This is a genomic window from Streptomyces sp. NPDC033216 (assembly GCF_055577115.1).
This window is the reverse complement of record NZ_JBVIQK010000005.1, coordinates 188,969-207,759: the sequence shown is the minus strand read 5'-3', so window position 1 is coordinate 207,759 and position 18,791 is coordinate 188,969. Positions and strand designations below refer to the sequence as shown.

The 18,791-nt window shown below is 73.1% G+C and carries 14 protein-coding genes; 6 read left to right on the top strand and 8 right to left on the bottom strand.

The annotated features are described in order from the left end of the window. Positions 1-37: 37 nt before the first annotated feature. The 6 genes from ACZ5Y0_RS12665 to ACZ5Y0_RS12640 form a co-directional block, all read right to left on the bottom strand. A complete protein-coding gene (locus ACZ5Y0_RS12665) occupies positions 38-1,483 on the bottom strand; it encodes an aldehyde dehydrogenase family protein (RefSeq protein ID WP_469128641.1) in 1,446 nt (481 codons plus the stop codon). Continuing rightward, on the bottom strand, positions 1,480-3,210 hold the full coding sequence (locus ACZ5Y0_RS12660) for an N-acyl-D-amino-acid deacylase family protein (RefSeq protein WP_469128640.1): 1,731 nt from the start codon (positions 3,208-3,210) through the stop codon (positions 1,480-1,482). The genes ACZ5Y0_RS12665 and ACZ5Y0_RS12660 overlap by 4 nt, the downstream gene beginning before the upstream one ends. Before the next feature lie 96 nt (positions 3,211-3,306). Further along, entirely contained in the window at positions 3,307-4,425 is a 1,119-nt protein-coding gene (locus tag ACZ5Y0_RS12655; RefSeq protein ID WP_469128639.1) for an LLM class flavin-dependent oxidoreductase, read from the bottom strand. A gap of 127 nt (positions 4,426-4,552) precedes the next feature. Further along, positions 4,553-5,323: an SDR family NAD(P)-dependent oxidoreductase gene (locus ACZ5Y0_RS12650; RefSeq protein ID WP_469128638.1), complete on the bottom strand. Its 771-nt coding sequence runs from the start codon at positions 5,321-5,323 to the stop codon at positions 4,553-4,555. A 9-nt stretch (positions 5,324-5,332) separates the two neighbouring features. Further along, positions 5,333-6,235: a TIGR03619 family F420-dependent LLM class oxidoreductase gene (locus tag ACZ5Y0_RS12645; RefSeq protein ID WP_469128877.1), complete on the bottom strand. Its 903-nt coding sequence runs from the start codon at positions 6,233-6,235 to the stop codon at positions 5,333-5,335. Positions 6,236-6,237: 2 nt separating this feature from the next. Further along, positions 6,238-7,470, bottom strand: coding sequence for an amidohydrolase family protein (locus tag ACZ5Y0_RS12640; RefSeq protein WP_469128637.1), 1,233 nt, complete (start codon positions 7,468-7,470; stop codon positions 6,238-6,240). A 394-nt stretch (positions 7,471-7,864) separates the two neighbouring features. Here ACZ5Y0_RS12640 and afsR point away from each other — a divergent pair, with 394 nt between their 5' ends. The 3 genes from afsR to ACZ5Y0_RS12625 all read left to right on the top strand — a co-directional run bounded on the left by afsR (position 7,865) and on the right by ACZ5Y0_RS12625 (position 11,923). Then, positions 7,865-10,831, top strand: a complete 2,967-nt coding sequence (afsR, locus tag ACZ5Y0_RS12635; protein ID WP_469128636.1) for an SARP-family global regulator AfsR — start codon at positions 7,865-7,867, stop codon at positions 10,829-10,831. A 209-nt stretch (positions 10,832-11,040) separates the two neighbouring features. Next, complete coding sequence (gene afsS / locus ACZ5Y0_RS12630; RefSeq protein ID WP_469128635.1) at positions 11,041-11,229, top strand: regulatory protein AfsS; 189 nt, start codon at positions 11,041-11,043, stop codon at positions 11,227-11,229. 241 nt (positions 11,230-11,470) lie between these two features. Beyond that, positions 11,471-11,923, top strand: coding sequence for a phospholipase (locus tag ACZ5Y0_RS12625; protein ID WP_469128634.1), 453 nt, complete (start codon positions 11,471-11,473; stop codon positions 11,921-11,923). Between the two features lie 55 nt (positions 11,924-11,978). Here the strand turns inward: ACZ5Y0_RS12625 and ACZ5Y0_RS12620 are convergent, their stop codons facing one another. Next, positions 11,979-13,613 carry a FadD3 family acyl-CoA ligase gene (locus ACZ5Y0_RS12620; protein ID WP_469128633.1) on the bottom strand — a complete coding sequence of 545 codons (1,635 nt, stop codon included), beginning with the start codon at positions 13,611-13,613 and terminating at the stop codon, positions 11,979-11,981. A 92-nt stretch (positions 13,614-13,705) separates the two neighbouring features. Between ACZ5Y0_RS12620 and ACZ5Y0_RS12615 the strand changes: the two genes are divergently transcribed. Genes ACZ5Y0_RS12615 through ACZ5Y0_RS12605 form a run of 3 tightly spaced genes read left to right on the top strand, consistent with a single transcriptional unit; the run spans position 13,706 to position 16,042 of the window. Continuing rightward, positions 13,706-14,854 carry a lipid-transfer protein gene (locus ACZ5Y0_RS12615; protein WP_469128632.1) on the top strand — a complete coding sequence of 383 codons (1,149 nt, stop codon included), beginning with the start codon at positions 13,706-13,708 and terminating at the stop codon, positions 14,852-14,854. Position 14,855: 1 nt separating this feature from the next. Beyond that, on the top strand, positions 14,856-15,272 hold the full coding sequence (locus ACZ5Y0_RS12610) for a Zn-ribbon domain-containing OB-fold protein (protein ID WP_469128631.1): 417 nt from the start codon (positions 14,856-14,858) through the stop codon (positions 15,270-15,272). Beyond that, positions 15,269-16,042 carry an enoyl-CoA hydratase/isomerase family protein gene (locus tag ACZ5Y0_RS12605; RefSeq protein WP_469128630.1) on the top strand — a complete coding sequence of 258 codons (774 nt, stop codon included), beginning with the start codon at positions 15,269-15,271 and terminating at the stop codon, positions 16,040-16,042. The genes ACZ5Y0_RS12610 and ACZ5Y0_RS12605 overlap by 4 nt, the downstream gene beginning before the upstream one ends. 292 nt (positions 16,043-16,334) lie before the next feature. Here the strand turns inward: ACZ5Y0_RS12605 and afsK are convergent, their stop codons facing one another. Further along, a complete protein-coding gene (afsK, locus tag ACZ5Y0_RS12600) occupies positions 16,335-18,707 on the bottom strand; it encodes a protein serine/threonine kinase AfsK (RefSeq protein ID WP_469128629.1) in 2,373 nt (790 codons plus the stop codon). Positions 18,708-18,791 lie beyond the last annotated feature (84 nt).

The following is an 18,791-nucleotide window of genomic DNA, read 5'->3' as shown; positions in this document are numbered from 1 at the left end:
CCCAGGCCGTGGCCGGGGCAGTGACCGTCGGGCCCGTCTACCCCGGCCACACGATCGACTGCACCTCGCTGTACGCGTGCAGGGCGTACGAGCCGACGTCCCGGCCCACCCCGCTCCGCTTGAAGCCGCCGAACGGGGCCTCCATGTTGCGGCCGACCGTGTTGATGCCGACGCCTCCCGCGCGGAGGCGGCGGGCGAGGCGGAAGGCTCTCGCGGTGTCACGGGACCAGACGTAGTCGATGAGGCCGTAGTCGCTGTCGTTGGCCAGGGCCAGGCCTTCCTCCTCCTCGTCGAAGGGGATGACGACGACGACCGGGCCGAAGATCTCCTCGCGGGCCACCCGCATGTCGTTCGTGCAGTCGGCGAGGAGGGTCGGGGAGACATGGAAACCCCGGTCCAGCGACGGGCGTCGGCCACCCGTCATCACCACCGCGCCCTCCTCGCGCCCCAGTTCCACGTACGACTCCACCCGGTCCCGGTGCGCCGCCGAGATCAGCGGCCCGACCACCGTGTCCGGGTCCCGCGGGTCGCCGACCCTCAGGCGGCGGGCGTACGCCGTCAGGCCCTCCACGAGACGGTCGTACACACCCCGTTGGGCCAGTACGCGGGTCGGGGCGGTGCAGATCTGGCCGCTGTAGAAGGAGAAGGTCGTCCCGATGCCGGCCACGGCCGAGCTGACGTCGGCGTCGTCCATGACCAGGGCCGCGCCCTTGCCGCCGAGTTCCATCAGCCGGCGTTTCATCGACCGGCCGCACACCTCGGCGATGCGCAGTCCGACGGCCGTGGAGCCGGTGAAACTGACCATGTCGACGTCCGGGGAGGCCACCACCGTCTCCCCCACCTCCACCGAGCGGCCGGAGACCACGTTGACGACCCCGCGCGGTACGCCCGCCGCCTCCAGCGCCTCCGCCATCCGGTAGACGGACAGGGGGTCCTGCGGAGCGGGTTTGACGACGACGGTGTTGCCCATGGCGAGCGCCGGGGCGATCTTGCCCGCCGGATTCGCCCACGGGTTGTTGTACGACGTGATGCAGGCGACCACACCGACGGGCTGGCGGACGGCCAGCGCCCCCATCACGCCCGCCTTCCCCATCGGGCCCGCCTCGTTGATCTGTGGTTCGATCGCCCACTCGGCGGGCTCCACGCGCGCGTACCGCCGGAAACGGGCGGCGCCGACCCCCACTTGCATCCCCCGCGCGGTCGCCGTCGTCGCGCCGGTCTCGGCCTGCGCGAGTTCGGCGTACGGCAGGAGGTGGCCGCGGATGACGTCCGCGGCCCGCGCCAGCACCGCGGCACGCTCACCGGGCGCCGTGCGCGACCACGGGCCGAAGGCCTCGCGGGCCGCGGCGCAGGCGGCGAGCGCCTGGTCCCGCGAGGCCTCGGGCGCCCACCCGACGGTCTCCTCGGTCGCCGGATCGGTCACCTCGTGGTGACCGCCGTCCGGCTCGACCCACCGGCCGCCGACGAACAGCCGCTGGTTCACCGGGTGCCCACCGTCCGCGTGTCCCGCCCCGAGCGCAGCACCCTCCCCGGTACGGCACCCGTCACCGCGTCGTCCCGGATGGCCGCCACCCCGTTGACCCACACCGCCCGCACCCCGAGCGCCTTGGAGTCCAGCCGCGGGCTGCCCCCCGGCAGATCGTGCACGAGGGTCGCCGGGCCCGCCTCGATCCGCTCCGGGTCGAACAGCACGAGGTCGGCGTGGAAGCCCTCCTCGATCCGGCCGCGTCCGCGCAGCCCGAACAGCCGCGCCGGATCGTCCGCCAGCATCTTCACCGCCTGCTCCAGCCCGACCAGCTTGCGCCCGCGCAGACAGTCCCCGAGGAACCGGGTGGTGTACGGCGCCCCGCACATGCGGTCCAGATGCGCGCCGGCGTCGGAGCCGCCGAGCAGCACGTCCTCGTGCCGCCAGGTCTCGGCCCGCAGCGCCCAGGACGCGGGGTCGTTGTCCGTCGGCATGGGCCACAGGACCGTACGCAGCTCGTCGGCCGCGCAGATCTCCACCAGGCAGGCGAAGGGGTCCTGACCGCGTTCGGCCGCGATGTCCTCGACGACCCGGCCCGACAGGCCGCGGTTCGCCTCGCTGTACGTGTCGCCGATGACGTACCGGCCGAAGTTCGCCAGCCGCCGGAACACGCCCGCCTCCTTGGAGTCGGCGTGCCCGAGCAGCTCCGCCCGTACCCGAGGGTCGCGCAGGCGCGCGATGCGCTCCGGGACCGGGAGGCCGAGGACGGGTCCCCAGCCGGGGATCAGGTTCAGGGCGCAGAAGGTGCCCAGGGACATGTTCATCGGCGTGAGGATCGGCATGGTCAGGGCGACCACCCTGCCGCCCGCCTTCCGCGCCCGCTCGCTCACCGTGAGCTGCCTCGGCACCCGCTCCGGGACGGCCGCGTCGACGGTGAGGACGTTCCAGTTCAGGGGGCGTCCGGCCGCCGCGCTCATCTCCACGAGCAGGTCGATCTCCGCGTCGCTGAACTGGTCGAGGCAGCCCGCGACGATCGCCTCGATCTGCGTGCCCTCGTGTTCGCCGACGGCCTTCGCGAGCGCCAGCAGTTCCTCGGGGCGCGCGTGCCGGGAGGCGACCGGCGCTCCGTCGCCGTCGGAGTGGGTGGAGGACTGGGTGGTGGAGAATCCCCAGGCGCCCGCGTCCATCGCCTCGTGCAGCAGCCCCACGATCCGCGCGAGCTGCTCCTCGCTCGGCCGCCCACCCACCGCGTCCGGCCCCATCACGTACCGCCGCAGCGCGCAGTGCCCCACCATGAAGCCGGCGTTGACGGCGATCCGCCCCTCCAGGGCGTCCAGGTACTCCCCGAACGAATGCCAGTTCCAGGGTGCCCCCTCCTCCAGCGCGACCAGCGACATGCCCTCGACCTTGGACAGCATCCGGCGCGTGTAGTCGGCGTCCTCGGGGCGGGCGGGGTTGAGCGGGGCGAGGGTGAAGCCGCAGTTGCCGGCGGCGACCGTCGTCACCCCGTGGTTGAGGGACGGGGTGGCGTAGGGGTCCCAGAACAGCTGGGCGTCGTAGTGCGTGTGCGGATCGACGAAGCCGGGCGCGAGGACGAGCCCGGCGGCGTCCTCGACCGTGCGCGCCGCCTCGGTGATCTTCCCTACGGCGGCGATGCGACCGTCGCGGACACCGACGTCGGCGACACGCCCCGGCGCCCCGCTCCCGTCGACGACGGTCGCGCTTGTGATGAGGTGGTCGAGCATGGGGGTGCCTCCTGGGGCGTCCGGTGTGGAGGGCGCCCGAAGGGGCGCGGGGAACCGCGTGGCCGACCGCATCCGGTCCCGCAGCCGCCGACAGGCTCAGCCGGCCCTGCGGAACCGCGTGGTCCGGTGCACGGGGTCCGTATCGATCTTCGGAATCACGTGCTCCCCGATCAGCCGGATCGTCTGAAGCGTCTCCTCCTTCGGCACCCCCACGGGAAGGCCGAAACTCAGCTGGTCGGCCCCGGCCTGCTCCCAGCGCTTGCATTGCCGCAGCACCTCGTCGGGGTCCCCGCAGACCAGCAGTTCCTCCTCGACGAGGAGTTCGACGAACTCGGGGGTGTACTCCGGCAGTGTCTCCGGCCACTCGGGGAACCCCTCGGGGCGAGGGAACGTGTCGTGGTACCGGAACACCAGCGACGGCAGGTAGTGCAGCCCGCCGCCGACCGCGATCCGGATGGCCTCGTCGTGGGTCGGCGCGCAGATCGCCGTGGTCGTCACCATCACGTTGTCGTTGACGAAGTCGCCGATCGGCTCGGCGTTCACGATCGCCGTCTTGTACTGCTCCAGCACCCACTCCATGTCGGCGACCTTCTGGATGCTGAACCCCAGCACCCCGAGCCCCTTGCGGGCGGCCATCGCGTACGACGGCGGCGACCCGGCGGCGTACCACATCGCGGGGTGGGAGCCGCCGTACGGCTTGGGAAGGATCTTCCTGGGCGGGAGCTGCCAGTGCTTGCCCTGGAAGCCCTCGTACTCGTCCTGGAGCCACATCTTGGGGAACTCGGCGATGGTCTCCTCCCAGATCTCCTTCGTGTGGTTCATGTCGGTGATGCCGGGGAGGAAGCCGAGGATCTCGTGCGAGCCGGCGCCCCGTCCGGACCCGAACTCGAAGCGGTTGCCGCTGAGATGGTCGAGCATGGCGACCTTCTCGGCGACCTTCACCGGATGGTTGACCTGCGCGAGCGGATTGAAGATGCCGGAGCCGAGGTGGATGCGCTCGGTGGCGTGGGCGAGGTAGCCGAGGAAGACGTCGTTGGCGGAGAGGTGGGAGTACTCCTCCAGGAAGTGGTGCTCGGACGCCCAGGCGTACTTGAAGCCGGACCGGTCGGCCTGGATGACGTACTCGGTCTCCTCCATCAGTGCCTTGTGCTCGGCGAGCGGGTCGGTCTCGGCTCGCTTGCCGACGTATCCCTGTACAAAGAGCCCGAATTCCATGGGGGTTCACCGTCCCGAGTCAGGTGGTCGTGCCGGCCGGACGAGGATGTTCTGATGCATCGTCAGATGAAGCGGTTGCCGCCGACTGTGGCACCGGGCGCAGGTACCGTCAATAGCTGACGGTCCGTCAGACAACGGCGACTCCCGCCAGCCATCCGCCGTCGATCACGAACGGCTGCCCGGTGATGTAGGAGGAGTCGTCCGAGGTGAGGAACAGCGCCAGCCTGGCCACCTCCTCGGGGCGGCCGATCCGGCCCAGCGGCACCAGCTTGCGATACAGCCCGTCCAGGGCCTTGGCGGTCTCCTCGGCGTCCACCGTCGGGTCCAGCGCGGCCGGGTTGGACATCGCGGTGTCGATCGCGCCGGGGCACACGGCGTTGACCCGGATCCCGCGAGGCGCGAGTTCCAGGGCCGCGACGCGGGTGAGTCCGACGATCGCGTGCTTGCTCGCCGCGTACGCCCCGACCGCCGCCATGCCCGTCAGGCCCGTGTACGAGGCCGTGTTGACGATCGTGCCGCCGTCGGCCAGCGCCGGGGCGGCCGTCCTGATCCCGAGGAAGCAGCCGACCTGATTGACCCGCACGACCTGCATGAACTCGTCGAGGGGCGTGTCGGTGAGGGCGTTGAAGCGCAGGATGCCGGCGTTGTTGACCAGCCCGTCGAGGCGACCGTACGCCTGCTCGGCCGCTTCCACCGCTTCCCGCCACTGTGCCTCCTCTGCGACGTCGAGGTGGACGTAGAGCGCCCCGATCTCCTCGGCGAGGGCCGTGCCCCGCTCGTCGAGGACGTCGGCCACGACGACCCGCGCGCCCTCCTCGGCGAACAGGCGCGCCTCCTGTTCGCCCTGACCTCGCGCCGCCCCGGTGACGAGGACGACGCGTCCGTCGAGCTTGCCCATGGGTTCTCCTCAGAGGCGGGGGGCGACGTCGGCCCCGAAGGCGGCCATCTGGTCCGTGAGTTCGGCGCGGCTGCGGGAGCGGAGGCGGACCTGGATCTGGTGCACCCCCATCGCCCGGTAGGCCCGTAGTGACTCGGCGATCGACTCCGGGGCGCCGTGCAGGGTGCGGCGGCCGACGTCCCAGGCGGGGGTGCCGACATAGAGGGGTTCGGTGAGGGCGCCGATGGTGAGGGGGGTGTCCCCGCGCAGGCGTCCGATGCGGTCGATCTGCGCGGGGAGCCGGTCCCGGGGGTCGCCCTGGGGGAGCCAGCCGTCGCCCTTGAGAGCCGCCCGGCGCACGGCGGCGGGCGAGGATCCCCCCACCCAGATGGGGACGCGGGTCTGGGCGGGTCGGGGCCGTTGCCCGAGGTCCTCGAAGTCGTAGGCCTCGCCGTGGTGGGCGGGGAACTCCTCGGGGCCGAGCGCGGCGCGCAGGGCGTCGATCGTCTCGTCGAGGAGGGCGCCGCGCCGCCCGAAGTCCACGCCGAGCGCCTCGAACTCCTCCGGCACGTGCCCGGCGCCCACCCCGAGGATCAGCCGGCCCCCGCTGAGGTGGTCGAGGGTCGCGTACTGCTTGGCGGTGAGGAGGGGGTGGCGCAGGGCGACCACGGCGACGTGGCTGAGCAGCCGTACGCGCTCGGTCGCGGCGGCGAGGAAGGCGAGGGTGGCGACGGGGTCGTACCAGACCGTGCTCATCGCGGCCGCGAGCCGGCGCGGGACGGCGACATGGTCGCAGCAGGCGACGTACGCGAATCCGGCCGCCTCGGCGGCCCGCGCGACGGCTCTCAGGTCCTCGGGGCCGGCGCCCCTCTCCCAGGGCTCGGCGTAGAGCGTGCTCTGGGACTGGACGGGAAGCTGGATGCCGTAGGCGATGTTCACCGGGGACCGCTCCACAGCCCCTCGGCGGTGAGCCCGAGCAACTCGATGGCGTTGCCCCGCACGATCCGCTCCACGACGTCCGGCGCCAGGTGCCCCATCTGCGCCTCACCGACCTCGCGGGACTTGGGCCAGGTGGAGTCGGAGTGGGGGTAGTCGGTCTCGTAGAGCACGTTCCCGACACCGACGGAGTCCAGGTTGCGCAGCCCGAAGGCGTCGTCGAAGAAGCAGCCGTGGACGTGCTCGGCGAACAGCTCGGACGGCGGGCGGTGGACCTTGTCGGCGACGCCGCCCCAGCCGCGGTTCTCCTCCCAGACGACGTCGGCGCGCTCCAGGATGTAGGGGATCCATCCGATCTGGCCCTCGGCGTACATGATCCTCAGGTGGGGGAAGCGTTCGAACTTGCCGCTCATCAGCCAGTCGACCATCGAGAAGCAGCAGTTGGCGAAGGTGATGGTGGAACCGACGGCGGGCGGGGCGTCGGCGGAGGTGGACGGCATGCGGCTCGACGAACCGATGTGCATGGCGATGACGGTGCCGGTCTCGTCGCAGGCGGCGAGGAAGGGGTCCCAGGCGTCGGTGTGCACGGAGGGCAGGCCGAGGTGCGGCGGTATCTCGGAGAAGGCGACCGCGCGGACCCCGCGGGCGGCGTTGCGGCGGACCTCGGCGGCGGCCAGTTCGGCGTCCCACAGGGGGATGAGGGTGAGCGGGATCAGGCGCCCGTGGGCGGCGGGGCCGCACCACTCCTCCACCATCCAGTCGTTGTAGGCGCGCACACAGAGCAGGCCCAGTTCACGGTCGGCGGCCTCGGTGAAGGTCTGGCCGCAGAAACGGGGGAAGGTGGGGAAGCAGACGGCGGACTGGACGTGGTTGACGTCCATGTCGGCGAGGCGGGCGGGGACGTCGTAGGAGCCGGGGCGCATCTGCTCGTACGTGATCACTTCGAGCCTGATCTCGTCGCGACCGAAGCCGACGGCGGTGTCGAGGCGGGTCAGGGGCCGGTGCAGGTCCTCGTAGACCCACCAGTCGCCGAGCGGGCCGTCGTCGCCGGGCTCCCCCATGACGGGCTGGAAGCGGCCGCCGAGGAAGGTCATCTCGCGCAGCGGGGCGCGGACGACGCGGGGGCCGGTGCCGAGGTACTTCTTCGGCAGGCGGTCCTGCCAGACGGTGGGGGGTTCGACCGTGTGGTCGTCGACGGAGATGATCTGCGGGAAGCTCTCACGGGTCTCCATGAGGGCACGGTAGCGCTGATCTGACGGACCGTCAGCAACTCTGCGGCAGGCGCTCGGTGAGCGCCCGTGATCGAACGTGTGCGGAGAGCGCGTGACGCCTGTGTGGACTCCCGCGCCCGCCCTGTGATCGCCGTCTCCCACGGCTGACGGTCCGGGCACGCACAGGGCAGACTGACATAGTTGGTCATGATGCCCAGGGCGCTTCTTTCGGATCAGCCTGACCCGGAGACGCGGTGCCGGTCTCACGCCGTGCGCGGGGCCCGGTGCGTGCGGCCGCAAGGCGGAGGAGGGAGTCGGCGCGGGGCGCCGGCCACCGACGACGACGCCGCGGTCGCGCGCACCAGGCCCCGAGGCCCCAGGGTGATCCGAACGAGACGACCGTAGGGGGAGCCCCATGGACGACCGTGTACCGCGCGTGCCGGAGCAGAAGCGTCCCGGCTCCCTCCGGGAGCCGGCGGCCTTGCGCTTCGACGTGCTCGGCCCGGTGCGCGCCCGGCGCGGCGAGCAGCCGCTGGCCACCGGCTCACCCCAGCAACGCGCGCTGCTCGCCGCCCTGCTGCTCCGCGAGGGCCGTACGGCCACCGCCGCCGAGCTGATCGACGCGCTGTGGGGGGAGGATCCGCCGTCGCAGGCGCTGGCGGCGGTACGGACGTACGCCTCCCGGCTGCGCAAGGTCCTCGACCCGGGGGTCCTGGTCAGCGAGTCCGGCGGATACGCGGTGCGCGGGCTCGGCGAGGGCGCCCTGGACCTGGCGGTGGCGCAGGAGTGGGCGGCCGAGGCGGAGAAGGCGAAGGCGACCGGTGCCCTGGGCCGGGCACGGGAGCTGCTGAACCGCGCCCTCGGCCTGTGGGACGGCGAGGCGCTGGCCGGTGTGCCCGGACCGTACGCGGAGACGCAGCGCGTACGCCTGGAGGAGTGGCGGCTGGGCCTCCTCGAGTCCCGTCTCGACATGGACCTGGAACAGGGCTGCCACGCCGAGGCGGTCTCCGAACTGACCGCGCTGACGGCCGCCTACCCGTTGCGCGAGCGGCTGCGCGAGCTGCTGATGCTGGCCCTGTACCGCGGCGGCCGGCAGGCGGAGGCCCTCGCCGTGTACGCCGACACACGGCGGCTGCTGGCGGAGGAACTCGGCGTCGACCCGAGACCGGGCCTGCGCGACCTCCAGCGCCGCATCCTCCAGGCCGACCCGGAACTGGCGGAGCCCTCGGCGCCGCAGTCCGAGCCCTCCGCCGCACCGGTGCGGCCCGCGCAACTCCCGGCGTCCGTGGCCGACTTCACCGGCCGAGCCGCCTTCGTGACCGAGCTGAGCGAGGTGCTCGCCGCGGCGTCCGGCGAAGGCGGCGACGGCGGCCGGGTGATGGCCGTGTCGGCGCTGGCGGGCATCGGCGGCGTCGGCAAGACGACCCTCGCCGTGCACGTGGCCCACCAGGCCCGCCCCGCCTTCCCCGACGGGCAGCTCTACGTCGACCTCCAGGGCGCCGGCGCGCGGTCCGCCGAACCCGTCACGGTCCTCGGAGCCTTCCTCCGCGCCCTCGGCACCCCCGACCCGGCCATCCCGGACTCCCTCGAGGAACGGGCCGCGCTGTACCGCTCGGTGCTGGACGGCCGACGTGTGCTGGTGCTGCTGGACAACGCCAAGGACGCCGCCCAGGTACGTCCGCTACTGCCCGGCACGGAAGGCTGCGCCGCCCTCGTCACCTCACGCGTGCGGATGGTGGACCTGGCCGGGGCCCACCTCGTCGACCTGGACGTGATGTCGCCGGAGGAGGCGCTCGCGCTGTTCACGAGGATCGTCGGCGAGGAACGGGTGGCGTCGGAACGCAAGGCCGCGCTGGACGTCGTCGCGGCCTGCGGCTTCCTGCCGCTCGCGATCCGCATCGCCGCGTCCCGGCTGGCCGCCCGGCGCACCTGGACGGTGTCCGTGCTCGCCGCCAAGCTCGCCGACGAACGCCGCCGCCTCGACGAACTCCAGGCCGGCGACCTCGCCGTGAAAGCGACCTTCGAACTCGGCTACGGCCAACTGGAACCGGCCCAGGCCCGCGCCTTCCGCCTGCTCGGTCTCGCCGACGGGCCCGACATGTCCCTCACGGCGGCGGCGGCCGTACTGGACCTGCCGCCGGAGGAGACCGAGGACCTGCTGGAGTCCCTGGTCGACACCTCCCTGCTGGAGTCGGCCGCGCCGGGCCGCTACCGCTTCCACGACCTGGTCCGCCTCTACGCGCGTGCATGCGCCGAACGGGACGAGTCGTCGCCGGGCGAGCGGGGGGCGGCGACGGCGCGGCTGCTGGACTTCTACCTGGCGACGGCGGCGGGGGTCTACGCGATCGAGCGGCCGGGGGACCGGCTGGTGGATCACCTGGAGCCGACGCGGTACCCGGGACTGCGGTTCACGGAGGGCTCCGCCGCGCTGGACTGGCTCTACGCCGAGGCGGCCTGTCTGCTGGCCTGCGCCCAACAGGCCGCGGGCACCGGCAGACTGCGGCACGCCGTCGATCTCCTCTGGGCGGCCAAGGACCTCACCGAGTCGGGGGCCAACTCGCACCAGTACGAGACGACGGCCAGGGCCATGTGCGAAGCGACCCGAGCCGCGGGCGACGGCCGCGCCGAAGGCCGGGCCCGGATGATGCTCACCAACGTCCTCCTGGTCTCCGGCCGCATCCTGCAAGCCGGGGAGCAGGCCCAGCTCGCCATGGAACTCGCCGCCCTCGCTCAGGACGACGCCATCAGCTGGGTGGCCAACGACCGGGGGCTCATCTCCCTGCACCAGGGTCGGCACGCGGACGGCAGGACCTTCTTCGAGCAGGCCATCGACGGCTACCGCGCCGCGGGCAACCGGCTCAACGAGGCCGTCACGCTGGCGAATCTCTCCCGCGCCTACCTGGGCATGGGCAACACCGCCAAGGCGGTCGAGATCGCCCGGCACAGTCTCGCCGTCCACGCCGAACTGGACCGGCCGATGCGCCGCGCCAACGCGCACTTCGCCCTCGGTCTCGCCCTCACGGAGGCCGGCCGGCACGCCGAGGCCCTGGTGCAGTTCACCGACGCCCAGCGTGTCTTCACGGAACACCGGCAGCGGCTGTGGGTCGGCAACACCCACTTCCGGATCGCGGAGGTGCACCTCACCGACCGGCGCCCCGCCCAGGCCGCCCAGCACGCGGAACAGGCCCTCGCCCTGGGGTGCGTCGGCGGTGACCGGATGCGGGGCAACGTCCTGACGCTCCTGGGCCGGGCACTGTCCAGCCTCGGCCAGGTGGACCGGGCCAGGGCCTGCTGGAACGACGCGCTCAAACTCTACGAGGAGTGCGGCGCCCCGGAGGCCGGCGCGGTCCGCGCGCTGCTCGCGCCCGTCGCCGCGGGCTGAACGTCCCCGCGGCGGTCGGACGTTCAGCGTTCGTTTATCTCCGCCCGGCACTGTCGTGTCTGTCGGACCGTCGCGTCGGGGGGCAGACGGTTCGGCCGGGAGCGCGACCGGTTAGTGTGCCGCTCCGAACGCCCGTCCGGCGGCACCTCGGGGGAGCTTCCGGGCGGGCGTTCCCCACCTGTCACACCACAGCAGAGGAACTCGAGTCCATGACCGACAAGCAGAGGGAAGCGGACGCCACTCCGCAGGACAACAGCATGCCGAGCGAGCCGGCCGAGGCCGTGGAGATCACCACGCTGGACAACAGCATGCCGGCCCCGCCCGCCCTGTCCGAGAACATCACCACGCTGGACAACAGCATGCCGGCCCCGCCCGCCCTGGACCTGAACGGCAGGTAGACCTACCCGAGGGGGCCGATCGACCGCGGCGGCGCGGAGGGGGAGCCGCCGCGGTCGAGGCGCGTCCGGTTGAGAGCAACCGACGCCGCAGGAACGGCACTTGGCGTTCCGTTCGCCTGCCGCATCGCGGAGTTCAGAGATCCTTCGGCCTGACGGGGTGTGAAGGCGCCCCGCAGGCGGCAACCATTTGGCATGGACCTGTCGCCCGATGGGCGGGCGACAGCCTCATGGAGGTGTGGGAATGCACCGCAGACTCGCCACCGCTCTCGCCACTTCGACCCTCACCCTCGGCGCCGTGTTCGTCACCGCGACCACCGCCGAGGCCGCTCCCTCCGACAAGCCCCAGGTCCTCGCGAGCTGGACCCAGACGAGCGCGTCGAGCTACAACACCTGGGCGGCGGCCCGCGCGAACCAGTCCGCCTGGTCCGCGTACGGCTTCGACTGGTCGACCGACTACTGCTCCTCCTCGCCGGACAACCCGCTCGGCTTCCCCTTCTCCACGTCCTGCGCCCGTCACGACTTCGGCTACCGCAACTACAAGGCGATCGGCGCCTTCTCCGCCAACAAGTCCCGCCTGGACAGCGCCTTCTACGAAGACCTCAAGCGTGTGTGCAACACCTACGGCGGCGCCACCCGGACCACCTGCAACAGCACGGCGTGGACGTACTACCAGGCGGTCCGCGCCTTCGGCTGACCGCGCCCGCGGGGCGCCCCCGCCAGGCGCCCCGCACCACCGGCGAGGCCCCTCCTCAACGCCCCCTCCCCCGCAGCTGCCCCTTCACCACCTTCCCGCTCGCGTTCCGCGGCAGTCCGGCCACGAACTCCACCGCCCTGGGCACCTTGTAGTTCGCCATCTCGCGTCGGGACCAGGCGATCAGGTCGTCGCCGGTCAGCACGGCCCCCGGGCGCCGGACCACGTACGCCTTGCCCACCTCGCCGAGCCGGGCGTCCGGGACGCCGATGACGGCGACGTCGGCCACCTCCGGGTGCAGCCCCAGGAGTTGCTCTATCTCGGCCGGGTAGGCGTTGAAGCCGCCGACGATGAACATGTCCTTGATGCGGTCGGTGATGCGGAGGTTGCCGGCGTCGTCCAGGACGCCCACGTCACCGGTACGCAGCCAGCCGTCCGGGGTCAGCACCTCGGCGGTAGCGGCTTCGTCCTCGTAGTAGCCGCTCATGACGTTGAAGCCGCGGACCAGGACCTCGCCGGGCTCGCCGGGACCCAGTTCGGCCCCCGTCGCCGAGACGACCCGCACCCGCGTGCCGGGGATCGCCCGGCCGGACGTCGACGCGATCACCGACGGCTCGTCGCCGCGGCGGCACATGGTCACGATGCCGCTCGCCTCGGACAGGCCGTACGCGGTGAGGACCGTGCCCACGCCCAGTTCGCCGCGCAGCCGCTCCACCAGCCGCAACGGCACCACCGCCGCGCCCGTCACCACGAGCCGCAGCGCGGACAGGTCGTAGGCGTCCCGCGCGGGGTGGTCGAGCAGGGACTGGTGCAGGGTCGGCGGGCCTGGCAGCACGGAGACCCTCTCGGAGGCCACGTTGGCCAGCACGGTGTCCACGGTGAACACCGGCTGGGGGATCATCGTCGCGCCCCGCATGAGGCAGGCGATCACGCCCGCCTTGTAGCCGAAGGTGTGGAAGAAGGGGTTCACGATGAGGTAGCGGTCGCCGCGGCGCAGGCCCGCCAGGTCGCACCAGATGTCGTACGCCCGCAGGGTCTGGGCGTGGGTGATCACCGCGCCCTTGGGGCGGCCGGTCGTCCCCGAGGTGAAGACGATGTCGGACGGCGACGAGCCGGAGACCTCCGCCGAGCGCGCCCGCACCTGCGCCGCGCTCACGCCCTCCCCGCCCGCCAGGAAGTCCTTCCAGCTCCGGAATCCCACCGGCGCGTCCTGCGAGAGGACCACCACCGTCTCCAGAGCGGGCAGTGCGGGCAGTGGCCCCTCCCTCGGCCCGGCACCCGGCACCTCCCCCGCCCCCTCGCCGGCCGCCCGCCGCAGTGAGGCCACGTACGAGGTGCCGAGGAAGGTGCCCGTGACGAAGAGGAGCCGGGCACCGCTGCGGGCCAGGACGTCCGCCGCCTCGCCGCCCTTGAAGCGGGTGTTCAGCGGCACCAGCACCGCCCCCGCGAAGACCGCGCCGAGCGCGGCGACCATCCAGTCCAGCGAGTTCGGCGCCCAGATCGCGACCCGGTCGCCCGTCCGGACGCCATGGGCGAGGCAGGCGGCCGCCGACCGTTCGACGCGTGCGCCGAGTTCGCCGTAGGAGACGCGGGTACGGCCCTCCACCACCGCCTCGACGTCGGCGTACCGGCGCGCCGCCCACCGGACCAGCTCCGGAATCGTCGCCCACTCCCCGGCACCCGCACCGCGCATGACGACCTCCCCGAGCCCCATGAGCTGACTGACCGTCAGATTAGCGGTAATCTGATGCCCTGTCAGGCCGCTCGGCTCCCAGGAGGTGACCCGTGGCCGGTCTCAAGGACGCCACCGCGATCGTCGGCATCGGGCAGACGCCCTTCGCCAAGCACCTCCCCGAGGACGAGAGGACCCTCGCCTGCCGCGCCGTCCTCGCCGCGCTCGACGACGCCGGGATCGCGCCCGGCGAGGTCGACGCCCTCGCCTCGTACACCATGGAGGAGACGGACGAGGTGGAGCTGGCGAAGGCCCTCGGACTCGGGGACCTGACCTACTTCGGCCGCGTCCCGTACGGCGGCGGCGGGTCCTGCGCGACCGTCGCCCACCTCGCCGCCGCCATCGCCGCCGGTCAGGCGACCGTGGGAGTCGCCTGGCGGTCCCGCAAGCGGGGCAGCGGACCGCGCCCGTGGACCAACACGGCCGTCCAGCTGCCCACCCCGGCCCAGTGGACCCGGCCCTTCGGCCTGCTGCGGCCCGTCGACGAGATCGCCGTCCTCGCCCGCCGCCACATGCACGAGTACGGCGTGACCCGCGACCACCTGTTCAACATCGCCCTCGCCTGCCGCAACCGGGCCAACCAGAACCCGGCCGCCGTCATGTACGACCGCCCCCTGACCCGCGAGTCGTACATGACCTCCCGCTGGATCAGCGAACCCCTCTGCCTCTACGACAACTGCCTGGAGACGGACGGCGCGCTGGCCTGCGTGGTCGTCGGCGGGGAACGCGCCCGCGACTGCGCCCGGCGGCCGGTGTACGTCCACTCCGCCGCCCAGGGCCTGCCCGCCCAGCACCACGGCATGGTCAACTACTGGAACGACGACCCGCTCACCGGCCCCGCCTGGACCGCCGCCCGACACCTGTGGAAGCAGGCCGACTTCACCCCGCAGGACGTCGACGTGGCCCAGATCTACGACGCCTTCACGCCCCTGATCCCCCTCTCCCTGGAGGGCTACGGCTTCTGCGGCCGGGGCGAAGGGGGCGCCTTCACCGAGGGCGGCGCCCTGGAGACCGGCGGCCGGCTGCCCCTCAACACCAGCGGGGGCGGGCTCTCCGAGGCCTACGTCCACGGCTTCAACCTCATCACCGAGGGCGTGCGGCAACTGCGCGGGACCAGCACCGCCCAGGTGCCGGGCGCCACCACCTGTCTCGTCACCGCCGGAGAGGGAGTCCCCACCTCCGCCCTGCTGCTGAGGAGTTGAGATGCTCGAACCGGTCGTCGACGCCGACGGTGCCCCCTTCTGGCGGTACGCCGCCCTCGGTGAACTCCGCGTCCAGGCCTGCGCCGACTGCGGCGAACCCCGCTTCCCGCCCCGCCCCTGCTGCCCCCACTGCCAGTCCTTCGCCACCGAGTGGCGGCTCACCTCGGGACACGGACGCGTCTGGTCGTACGCCGTGCCGCACCCGCCGCTGCTGCCCGACTACGCGGCGCACGCGCCGTACAACGTCGTCCTCGTGGAACTGGCCGACGCGCCCCGCGTCCGGCTCGTCGGGAACCTGGTCGGCGAGGCCGGCGCACCGCTCGGCTCCTTCCCCGCCGACCGAGTCCGCATCGGCGCCCGCGTGCGGGCGGTGTTCGACGAACGCGGCCTCCCCCAGTGGGTCCTGGAGCGCCCGTGAGTCTGCGCCTGGCCACCGACATGGACACCGGTGTCGCCGTCGTCACCCTCGACCGGCCCGACCGCCTCAACGCCATCGACCTCGACACGGCCCGTGAACTCGGGGACCTCTGGACGGCGTTGCGGTTCGACGACTGCGTGCGCGCCGTCGTCCTCACCGGAGCCGGGCACCGGGCGTTCTGCACGGGGGTCGACCGGGACGCCGTCGTACCGCAGCCCGCGTCCCCCTACATGCAGGACGATCCGCTCCTCGGCGTCGGCCCCAAGGCCAACGACCTGTGGAAGCCGGTCGTCGCCGCCGTCGAGGGGATGGCCTGCGGAGGCGCCTTCTACCTGCTCGGGGAGTGCGAGTTCGTCGTCGCGGGCGCCGACGCCGCCTTCTTCGACCCGCACACCACGTACGGCATGGTCAGCGCGTACGAGTCGGTGCTCATGGCGCAGCGCATGCCGCACGGGGAGGTCGCGCGGATGATGCTCATGGGGGCGGCCGAGCGGATGTCGGCCCGACGTGCCCACGAGATCGGCCTGGTGTCCGAACTCACCGAGGCGGGCGGCGCGCTGGAGGCGGCCGTGGCCCGCGCCTCGACGATCGCCGGACATCCGCCCACCGCTGTCCAGGGCACCGTCCGGGCCCTGTGGGCGGCGCGGGAGACCTCCCTCGCCGCCGGATTCGCCCAGGCGCCGCACCTCATCGCGCTGGGCAACCTGCCCGCCGAGCACCAGGCGGAACTCTTCGCCGGGCGGCGCGCCCGAGGCTTCCGCATGCGCTGAGTCAGATGGCGGGAAGGGCGGTGGGGTCGACGTCGCCAGTGGTCGAGCGCCTCGCCCGGCTCACCGCCGCCGAACTTCACCCGGACGCTCCCGGTGCTGTCCGCGGGCACGTTCACGGCCCGGTGGACGACCCCCTTGGACAGCGGCTGTCACGGCCGTGTCACCGAGGCTCGACCGGCCTGTTCGGCCCGGCCCGGCTCGTTCGCCGGCACCGCCGGCCGGTCAACGGGCCGGCGGCCGTGTCCGTCGAACGCGCGCGTCGCGCCCCGGTCGCTCGAGGACGCGCCGCGGGCTACGCCGTTCGCGCCGTTCCGGTGCCCTTCTCCGCGTCCAGGGCGTAGACGCAGCGGTCCTTGCTGCACGCGTAGACGACGCCGTCCCGGACCACCGGGGAGCCGGTGATCTCGCCGCCGGTCGCCAGTTTCCAACGGAGACGGCCGTCGTCGGCCTTCAGGGTGTAGAGCAGGTGGTCGGTGGAGCCGAAGTGGATGCGGCCCTCGGCCACCGCGGGGGCGCCCACGATGTCGCCGCCCGCCTGGAAGCGCCACTTGGGCGTGCCGGTGACGGCGTCGAGGGTGTAGAGGCCCTTGCCGCTGCCGACGTGGACGTGACCCGCGGCGACCAGCACCGGGTCGAGGGAGGAGCGGGCCTCGGTGGCGATGCGCCAGCGGTCGCGGCCGTCGATGGCGTCGAGGGCGTAGACCGTGCCGAGGTAGTCGGCGAGGTAGACGCCGCCGCCGGTGACCGCCGGGCCGGGGACGAAGGTGGGCGGGGAGAGGAAGACCGCGGGGGCCTCGAAGTGCCAGCGGACCATGCCGCTCGCCACGTCGACGGCGAGGACGCGGGTTCCGGCCGAGATGTAGACGTAGCCGTCGGGGGCCGCGGTCACCCGGACCGGGACACCGCCGCAGGAGGCGGAGTCGCCGATGGGGTACGACCAGCGGTCCTCGCCGGTGCGGGCGTCGAGGGCGCGCAGGCGGGCGTCCTGCCAGAGGTAGACGGTGCCGTCGTGGAGGGCGGGACCGGCCTCCTGGGACTCGAAGTCGCTCTGGCAGCCGGTGGCCTCCCACAGCTTCTGCCCGGTGGAGGCCTCCCAGGCCTGGACGCCGCCGCCGCGGGTGCCGGTGACGACGGTTCCCCGGTCGGCCTTGAGGCAGTACACCCAGGCGTCGGTGGGCAGTCGCCACAGGTCGGTGCCCTCGCGGGCGTCCAGCGCGAACAGGGTGGGGCCGTCGGAGGCGTGGACACGGCCGTCCGCGACCGCCATCGACCAGGCCACGTCACGCGTCTTGAAGCGGCGGCGGCCGGTGGCCACGTCCAGGGCGTGCACCTCGAAGGAGGTGACGTAGACGAGGTCGCCGGCGACGGCCGGGGTGCCCCACACGTCGTTGGACATGCGGAACCGCCAGGGGCGCCAGCCCGCCGGGGTCTCCGCGGCGGCCGCCGGCGCGGCCGTGGGGGCCGGGTCGGCGCCGTTGACGCCGGGACGGGGCCGGGACCAGGACGCGACCAGGCCGGGCTCGGGCAGGGGGGCCTTCACGGCGGCGGTGGCGCGGACGTCGGCGACCCGCGGGCCGGGCCCGATCGGCACGGCCGCCCCGGCGAGCCGGACGGGCCCGGTGTCGGGCGCGCCGACCGCGACGGGCGCGTGGGCCGGACGGGGGCGCACCACGGGGTCGTGCGGGGGCGGCGGCGGTACGGCGGGCCGGGCGGGGCCCGCGCCGCCGCCGCTGCGGGGGCTCGCGGGTGCCGCCGGCTTGACGGGCGGCCGGCCGCCGCGGCGCGTCTCGATGAGGGTGACCGCCTTCTCGGGCAGCCACGCCGACGCCGTACCGCTGTCGTCGGAGCCGGAGCCGAAGAGGTGCGGGGCCAGTTGCGCCTGGAGGTCGGCGGGGCTGGGCCGGCCGGTGGCCTCCATCTGCATGCAGGAGTCGATGAGCGGGCGCAGCTCGTCGGGCAGGCCCTGGAGGTCGGGGCCTTCGCGCAGCAGCATGAAGACGGTCTCGACCGGGTTGGCGCCGTGGAACGGGGGGTGTCCGGTGGCCGCGAAGACGAGTGTCGAGCCGAGGGAGAAGACGTCGCTGGCGCCGGTGACACTGCGCGAGTCCTTGGCCTGCTCGGGGGACATGTAGGCCGGGGTGCCCACGGCGACGTTCGTCATCGTCAAACGGGTGTTCGATACGCCGGAAGCGATGCCGAAGTCGATCACCCGGGGGCCGTCCTCCACGACGAGGACGTTGGAGGGCTTCAGGTCGCGGTGCACGAGCCCGGCGCCGTGGATGGACTGGAGGGCCTCCGCGATGCCCGCGGCCAGCCAGCGCACCGCCTGGGCCGGGAGCGGCCCGCAGTCGTTCACTATCTCCTCGAGGGAGGGCGCGGGCACATAGGCGGTCGCCAGCCACGGCACGGCGGCACGCGGATCGGCGTCGACGACGGCGGCCGTGTAGAAGCCGGAGACCGCCCGCGCCGCCTCCACCTCGCGGGTGAAGCGGACCCGGAACAGCTGGTCCTCGGCCAGTTCCGTGCGGACCGTCTTGATCGCCACGCGTCGGCCGGAGGCCGAACGCGCGAGATAGACCAGCCCCATGCCGCCGGCGCCCAGCCGCCCCAGCACCTCGAACGGCCCGATCCGCCGCGGATCGTGCTGCGTCAGCTGATCCACCACTTGCCTGCCACCTCCCCGTACGGGCCACGTCACCCATATGTGTACGCGACCCCGTGCAGCGTCTCACCACCGCACCGCCGTGGC